The sequence below is a fragment of the Methylobacterium isbiliense genome (assembly GCF_022179325.1).
GTDB lineage: Bacteria > Pseudomonadota > Alphaproteobacteria > Rhizobiales > Beijerinckiaceae > Methylobacterium > Methylobacterium isbiliense.
The window spans coordinates 1-6,147 of the sequence record NZ_BPQQ01000152.1 but is presented as its reverse complement, the minus strand read 5'-3'; the positions used below and the strand labels follow the sequence as shown (position 1 = coordinate 6,147).

The 6,147-nt window shown below is 72.2% G+C and carries 9 protein-coding genes; 4 read left to right on the top strand and 5 right to left on the bottom strand.

Annotated elements, in window-relative coordinates; all coding sequences use genetic code 11:
* Window positions 1–50 precede the first annotated feature (50 nt).
* Together minE and MFF61_RS33550 are read left to right on the top strand one after the other, a co-directional pair.
* The gene (gene minE / locus MFF61_RS33555) at window positions 51–320 is read left to right on the top strand and encodes a cell division topological specificity factor MinE (protein ID WP_238242163.1); all 270 of its coding nucleotides are present in this window, start codon (window positions 51–53) and stop codon (window positions 318–320) included.
* Between the two features lie 28 nt (window positions 321–348).
* Complete coding sequence (locus tag MFF61_RS33550; RefSeq protein ID WP_238242161.1) at window positions 349–891, top strand: hypothetical protein; 543 nt, start codon at window positions 349–351, stop codon at window positions 889–891.
* 22 nt (window positions 892–913) lie between these two features.
* Here MFF61_RS33550 and MFF61_RS33545 read toward each other — a convergent pair whose 3' ends face one another.
* Both MFF61_RS33545 and MFF61_RS33540 read right to left on the bottom strand, forming a co-directional pair.
* Complete coding sequence (locus MFF61_RS33545) at window positions 914–2,029, bottom strand: alkene reductase (protein ID WP_238242159.1); 1,116 nt, start codon at window positions 2,027–2,029, stop codon at window positions 914–916.
* A 176-nt stretch (window positions 2,030–2,205) separates the two neighbouring features.
* The gene (locus tag MFF61_RS33540) at window positions 2,206–2,700 is read right to left on the bottom strand and encodes a MarR family winged helix-turn-helix transcriptional regulator (RefSeq protein WP_238242157.1); all 495 of its coding nucleotides are present in this window, start codon (window positions 2,698–2,700) and stop codon (window positions 2,206–2,208) included.
* 213 nt (window positions 2,701–2,913) lie between these two features.
* Here MFF61_RS33540 and MFF61_RS33535 point away from each other — a divergent pair, with 213 nt between their 5' ends.
* Window positions 2,914–3,339, top strand: coding sequence for an organic hydroperoxide resistance protein (locus tag MFF61_RS33535; protein ID WP_238242156.1), 426 nt, complete (start codon window positions 2,914–2,916; stop codon window positions 3,337–3,339).
* Between the two features lie 64 nt (window positions 3,340–3,403).
* On the opposite strand, the gene rdgB is transcribed toward MFF61_RS33535, so the two are convergent.
* The 3 genes from rdgB to MFF61_RS33520 form a co-directional block, all read right to left on the bottom strand.
* Complete coding sequence (gene rdgB / locus MFF61_RS33530; protein WP_238242153.1) at window positions 3,404–4,036, bottom strand: RdgB/HAM1 family non-canonical purine NTP pyrophosphatase; 633 nt, start codon at window positions 4,034–4,036, stop codon at window positions 3,404–3,406.
* The gene (gene rph / locus MFF61_RS33525; RefSeq protein WP_238242142.1) at window positions 4,036–4,749 is read right to left on the bottom strand and encodes a ribonuclease PH; all 714 of its coding nucleotides are present in this window, start codon (window positions 4,747–4,749) and stop codon (window positions 4,036–4,038) included. The genes rdgB and rph overlap by 1 nt, the downstream gene beginning before the upstream one ends.
* 115 nt (window positions 4,750–4,864) lie before the next feature.
* Entirely contained in the window at window positions 4,865–5,170 is a 306-nt protein-coding gene (locus MFF61_RS33520) for a hypothetical protein (RefSeq protein WP_238242141.1), read from the bottom strand.
* Window positions 5,171–5,362: 192 nt separating this feature from the next.
* On the opposite strand from MFF61_RS33520, the gene hrcA reads away from it, so the two are divergent.
* Window positions 5,363–6,147 (top strand): heat-inducible transcriptional repressor HrcA (gene hrcA, locus MFF61_RS33515; protein ID WP_238242139.1); only part of this gene is annotated, 785 nt, incomplete at its 3' end.

The window sequence follows — 6,147 nt, the reverse complement described above, 5'->3', positions numbered from 1 at the left end:
CCGGCCGAGCGCAAGTCCTTCTTCGACCGCTTTCTCCCCCGGAGGGCCGCATGAAACGCCTGGGCTTGCGCTCCCGCAGGGGGTCGGCGCCCGCGGCGCGCGACCGCCTCAAGCTCCTGCTCGCCCAGGAGCGCTCCGTGTTCGGCCGGCGCGACCTGATCGCCTCGCTGCGCGAGGACGTGCTGGCGGCCATCGCCAAGCACGTGGCCGTCGACGGCGAGAAGGTGAAGATCAGCATGGATCGCCGCGGCGGCATCCCGACCCTCGGGATCGACATCGAACTGCCGGCGCACAAGAGTATGGGCTTCGCCGGGGCCTGAGCCCGGCCGCCCCGCGCAGAGTTTCCGGATGCCGTCCGACGCGCCGACGATCTACGCCAACGCCCTGATGGCGCTCAGCCTGCGCCGTCCGGGCATCCTTCAGGTGACGCTGGGCACCGCAGGCTTCACCGGCGAGGAGCCGGAGCCGGCGGTGCGCCTTGCCCTGCCCGACGACACCGTGGTCGAACTCGTCGAGGCCCTGGTGGAGGGCCTGCAGGCCGCCGCCGATGCGGAGACCGAGGAGGACGACGAGGAGACGCCCGAGCCCTACGAGGCCTCGGTGGGCGACGTCGCCACCGCGGGCCTCCTCGCCACGACGCTCGCCACCGCGATGGGCGATGCCCTGAGCCTGCTCGCCGAGCGGCCGGATTTCCTCGATCGCCTAAGCGAGATCGAGGAGCGCGCGCTCCTCACGACCCGCAACTCCGTCTCGGAGGGCGTGTCCGTCGAGGACGAGGCGAAGGCGGTGCGCGACACCGTCTCGGTGCTCCAGAGCCTTTTTGCGCAGTGGCGGGCCGACCATGCGCCGCCCGCCCCCGACGCCAGTCCGACCGAGCCGCCGCCGGGCTGAGCGCCCGGCGGAAGGCTTGCGCTCAGGCCGCGTCGCCCAGCGCCGGGTAGTCGATGTAGCCCCGGGCGTCGCCGCCGTAGAAGGTGGTGCGGTCGTAGCGGTTGAAGCCCGCGCCGCGGCGGATCCGCTCCGGCAGGTCCGGATTGGCGATGAACAGGCGCCCGAACGCCACCGCATCCACGTGCCCGCTCGCCACCGCGGCGGCGGCGGATTCGGGCGTGAAGCCGCCGGCTGCGATCAGCGGGCCGCCGAACTGCGCCTTGACGCGCGAGGCGGCGTCGGGCGCGTTCGGGTCGAGGGCGTTGGTGTCGCTGGTCTGGTCCGCCCGCGGCTCCACGACGTGCAGGTAGGCGAGGCCGCGCCGGCCGAGTTCGGCCGCGACGTGGTCGAACAGCGCGCCCGGGTCGCTGTCCTTCATGCCGTTGAAGCGGCCCCAGGGCGAGATGCGCACCCCGACCCGGTCCGCGCCGATCGCGCCGGCCACCGCATCCACCACCTCCAGCAGGAAGCGGGCGCGGTTCTCGATCGGCCCGCCGTAGCGGTCGCTGCGCCGGTTGGTCGAATCCTGCAGGAACTGGTCGATCAGGTAGCCGTTCGCGCCGTGAATCTCGACGCCGTCCGCGCCGGCCTCGCGGGCGTTGAGCGCCGCCTGCCGGAAGAGGCCGACGAGGTCGGCGATCTCAGCCTCGTCGAGCGCCCGCGGAGTCTCGAACGGCACCGGGTTGAACTGACGGTCCATGTGCTGGCCAGGGGCCGCCACCGCGGAGGGCGCCACCGGCAGGGCACCGCCCGGCTGCATCGAGGAATGCGAGACCCGGCCCGTGTGCCAGATCTGAACGAACAGAAAGCCGCCCGCCGCATGGACGGCCTCGGCGACGCCGCGCCAGCCGGCGATCTGCTCGGGCGAATAGATGCCCGGCGCTCCCGGATAGCCGCGGGCCTGCTCGGCGATGTCGGTCGCCTCGGCGATCACGAGGCCGCCGCGGCTCGCGCGCTGGCCGTAATAGGCGGCGTTGAGGGGCTGGGGCACGTCGCCCGGCTGGCGCGAGCGCATGCGCGTCAGCGGCGCCATCACGACGCGGTGGTCGAGGCGGATCGCCCCGAGGGTCAGGGGTTCGAAGAGGGAATCTGTCGCCATGGTGCGAGGTGTGCTCCAGAACGGGGCCGGCGCGCGGCCCCCGTCGGGTGGGATCCGGGGCTCGCGCGGCGCGAGCGTCCGTCGGACGGGCAAGAGATGGTCAGCCGGCCGTGCGGCGGGAGACCTCGCGGGTACTGCCCGGTTCGCGCAGTGCGCTTGCGCACATGCGAGGTCGGTCAGGCGACGCCGCGGTCCGGCGCGGCATTGGCATGCAGCGCGTCGCGCAACCCCACGATCTCGTCGCGCAGGAGCTTCAGCCGCGCGGGCGACTGGCCTGTCGCGCACACGATCGCGTCTGGAAACGGCAGCGCCTTCTGGCGCAGCATCCGGCCGGTCTCCGTCAGCGTGATGCGCATCAGCCGCTCGTCCTGCGCATCGCGGCTGCGCGACACGAAGCCCGCCGTCTCGAGCCGCTTCATCAGCGGCGTGAGCGTTCCGGAATCGAGGTAGAGCCGCTGCCCGATGGTCTTCATCGTCTGGCCGTCCTCTTCCCAAAGCAGGAGGAGGACGAGATATTGCGGATAGGTCAGGCCGAGGCCGTCGAGCAGGGGCTTGTAGATGCGGTTGAAGGCGTGCGCGGCGGAATAGACGGCGAAACAGATCTGGGTGGCGAGATGCAGGTCGCTCTCGCCCGTCGAGGGAGCCGGGGTCTGGGCGTGAGGGCCTGACATGTCCGCCTCCTTGCGCGATGGCGCGCGGGACCGGCCGCGGCCGGGAGCAATGTGGGATGAGCGCCCCGATGGCGCACAACCGCCACGATAGCGACGATGGGGGCGGAAAACAAATTGCAAAAAATCACATTGCACGCTAACTGAACGTCCGGTGGCCGAACGGCCGCCGGATCCTTCGGGCGAGATCCGCCCGTCCAGCCACGGAGAGCTTCGATGCCGGTCGACGTGAAGTACACCACCCAGGCCACCGCCACCGGCGGCCGCGACGGTCGTGCCAAGACCCAGGACGGCAGCCTCGACGTCAAGCTGACGACGCCGAAGGAACTCGGCGGCGGCGGCGGCGAGGGCAACAACCCCGAGCAGCTCTTCGCGGCCGGCTACTCGGCCTGCTTCCTCGGTGCCATGAAGTTCGTCGGCGGCCAGGAGAAGATTCAGGTCCCGGCCGACACCACCGTGACCGCCACGGTCGGCATCGGCCCGCGCTCCGAGGGCGGCTTCGGCATCACCGCCAACCTGAAGATCTCGCTGCCCGGTCTCGACCGCGCGACCGCGCAGACGCTGGTCGAGAAGGCGCATCAGGTCTGCCCCTACTCGAACGCCACCCGCGGTAACGTCGATGTCGGTCTCGAAGTCGTCTGAGGACTGAACGGACCTCGCCCGCAGGCCCCTCCTCCCCGCCGGGAGGAGGGTGTCACGAGCGGGTTCAGCCCGGGCGGCGCAGGCAGGCCGCCGCGAGAGACAGGAAGGCGCGCGCGCGGTGCGACAGCGCCTCGCCCCGCTCCCAGTCGATGCCGTGCTTCTCCTCGGCGCCGAGTTCGCCGAAGGTGAGCGGGCTCTCGTCGGGCTTGAACATCGGGTCGTAGCCGAAGCCGCGCGTGCCGCGCGGCGGCCAGACCAGATCGCCGAAGACCCGTCCCTCGAACAGCTCCTCGTGCCCGTCCGGCCACGCCAGGACGAGCGCCGAGACGAAGTGCGCCCGGCGGTTCGTGGCGCCGCGTGCCGCCAGCTCGCGCTCGATGCGCGCCATCGCGCCGGAAAAATCCTTCGAGCCGCCGGACCAGCGGGCCGAGAACAGGCCAGGCGCCCCGTCGAGCGCCGCGACGCAGAGGCCGGAATCGTCCGCGAAGGCGGGAAGGCCGGTGGCCGCGGCGGCGCTGCGCGCCTTGATCGCCGCGTTCTCGGCGAACATCGTGCCGGTCTCCTCCGGCTCGGGCAGATTCAGCTCGCCCGCCGAGACGGCCTCGACCCCGAAGGGCGCGAGCAGCTCGCGCATCTCCGTGAGCTTGCCGCTGTTGTGGGTTGCGATCACGACCCGGCCGGAGAGGAGCCGGCCCATCAGGCCACCGCCTGCTTCTGCAGCGCGACGAGCTGCGCCACGCCGCCTTTGGCCAGGCGCAGCAGCCCCAGAAATTCCTCCTCCGAGAATGGCGCGGCCTCGGCGGTGCCCTGCACCTCGACGAGGCCGCCTGTCCCGGTGATGACGAAGTTGGCGTCGGTATCGGCCGCCGAATCCTCGTCGTAGTCGAGGTCGAGGATCGGCGTGCCCTTGTGGATGCCGCAGGAGACCGCCGCCACGTGGTCGCGCATCGGGTCGACCGAGATGATCGAGCGTCCGCGCATCCAGGTGAAGCACTCGTGCAGCGCCACCCAGGCGCCGGTGATGGAGGCGGTGCGGGTGCCGCCATCCGCCTGCAGCACGTCGCAATCGATCACGATCTGGCGCTCGCCGATCGCCGGCAGGTTGACCACGGCCCGCAGCGAGCGGCCGATCAGCCGCTGGATCTCCTGGGTGCGGCCGGACGGCTTGCCCGCATTCACCTCGCGCCGGTTGCGCTCGTGGGTGGCGCGCGGGAGCATGGCGTACTCGGCCGTGACCCAGCCCTTGCCGGATCCGCGCAGCCACGGCGGGCCGCGCTCCTCCAGCGAGGCGGTGCAGAGCACCCGCGTCTCCCCGAAGGTGACGAGGCAGGAGCCCTCGGCATAGCGCGCGACGCCGCGCTCCAGCGTGACCTTGCGCATCTCGTCGGGCGCACGCTTGGACGGACGCATCGGGCTCTCCTCACTCCAGAACGAGCCCGCGCTCATAGGCGCTGGCGCCCGCAGCGGCAAGCCGGGAGCGGATCGGCCCGGACGCGCGACGCGCACCCGGGCCGGGGGGCGCCGCTCAGTAGCGGTAGTGGCGGTGGTGCCGGTGGCCCCAGTGGCGGTGATGATGGTGGCGGTGGCCCCAGTGCCGGTGATGGTGCCGGTGGTGCCAGTGGCGGTGGTGGTGCCGGTGGCCCCAGCCGTGATGGCGTCCGTGCCGGACCTCGATCAGGGGCGAGCCCGCGGTCTGGGCGATGGCGGGCGCGGGCGCGAAGGGCGCGGCCTGCGCGGTGCCGGGCGCACCGAAGACGAGGCCGGCGGCCAGGAGCGCCGCGACGGCGAGGAGCCGGCGCGCGCGGGCGACGAACGCGATGGTGGTCAGCATGGCTTGCTCCGAGGGTCTGGACGCATGCGAGCCCGGAAGCTCACGGGAGCGCAGGATGGGAGCGCAGGGATGAACGCAGTCTGACCCGGAACGGTCCGATCGCGCCCGCAGCGGCGACGCGGCGCGGCGCTGTGCGCTTGCACACGCCGCGCCGCAGCCTCACACTGTCCGCCCTGTCAGTTCCATCGGTTGATGAACACGCGCGACCTCCCTCCCCTGCCGGCCGGCGCCGGCCAAGCCCGCAGCCTCGCCGAGTTGAACGACCGCTCGCGCGAGATCTTCCGCCAGATCGTCGAGAGCTACCTCGCGACGGGCGAGCCGGTGGGCTCGCGCAATCTCGCCCGCATCCTGCCGATGGCGCTCTCGCCGGCCTCGGTGCGCAACGTGATGGCGGATCTGGAGCATGCGGGGCTGATCTACGCGCCCCACACCAGCGCCGGCCGGCTGCCGACCGAGACGGGCCTGCGCTTCTTCGTGGATGCCCTGCTCGAACTCGGCGATGTCGGACAGGAGGAGCAGGGGCGCATCGAGGCGCAGATGCGCGCCGCCGCTTCGCGCCACACCTTCGAGAGCGCGCTCACCGAGGCGTCGGTCCTGCTCTCCGGCATCTCGCGGGGGGCCGGCGTCGTGATGACCACGAAGCAGAACGCCAACCTGCGCCACGTCGAGTTCGTGCGGCTCGATCCCGGCCGCGCCCTGGTGGTGCTCGTCTCGGACGACGGGTCGGTGGAGAACCGCCTCCTCGACCTGCCGCCGGGCCTGCCCGCGGGGGCCCTGCAGGAGGCGTCGAACTTCCTCAACGCCCGCATCCGCGGCCGCACCCTCGGCGAGGTGCGGGCGGAGATCGAGACGGGTCGCGAGGCGATGAAGCGCGAACTCGACGCGCTCACCGAACGCCTGGTCGAGGCGGGGCTCGCCCGGGCGGTGGGATCGAGCGACGAGCGCCAGCTCATCGTTCGATCCCACCGCCCGGGCGA

Coding starts and splice junctions, on each gene's coding strand:
- MFF61_RS33535 (WP_238242156.1), top strand. CDS start 2,914: ATGCCGGTCGACGTGAAGTACACCACCCAGGCCACCGCCACCGGCGGC.
- MFF61_RS33545 (WP_238242159.1), bottom strand. CDS start 2,029: ATGGCGACAGATTCCCTCTTCGAACCCCTGACCCTCGGGGCGATCCGC.
- minE (WP_238242163.1), top strand. CDS start 51: ATGAAACGCCTGGGCTTGCGCTCCCGCAGGGGGTCGGCGCCCGCGGCG.
- MFF61_RS33540 (WP_238242157.1), bottom strand. CDS start 2,700: ATGTCAGGCCCTCACGCCCAGACCCCGGCTCCCTCGACGGGCGAGAGC.
- rph (WP_238242142.1), bottom strand. CDS start 4,749: ATGCGTCCGTCCAAGCGTGCGCCCGACGAGATGCGCAAGGTCACGCTG.
- rdgB (WP_238242153.1), bottom strand. CDS start 4,036: ATGGGCCGGCTCCTCTCCGGCCGGGTCGTGATCGCAACCCACAACAGC.
- MFF61_RS33520 (WP_238242141.1), bottom strand. CDS start 5,170: ATGCTGACCACCATCGCGTTCGTCGCCCGCGCGCGCCGGCTCCTCGCC.
- MFF61_RS33550 (WP_238242161.1), top strand. CDS start 349: ATGCCGTCCGACGCGCCGACGATCTACGCCAACGCCCTGATGGCGCTC.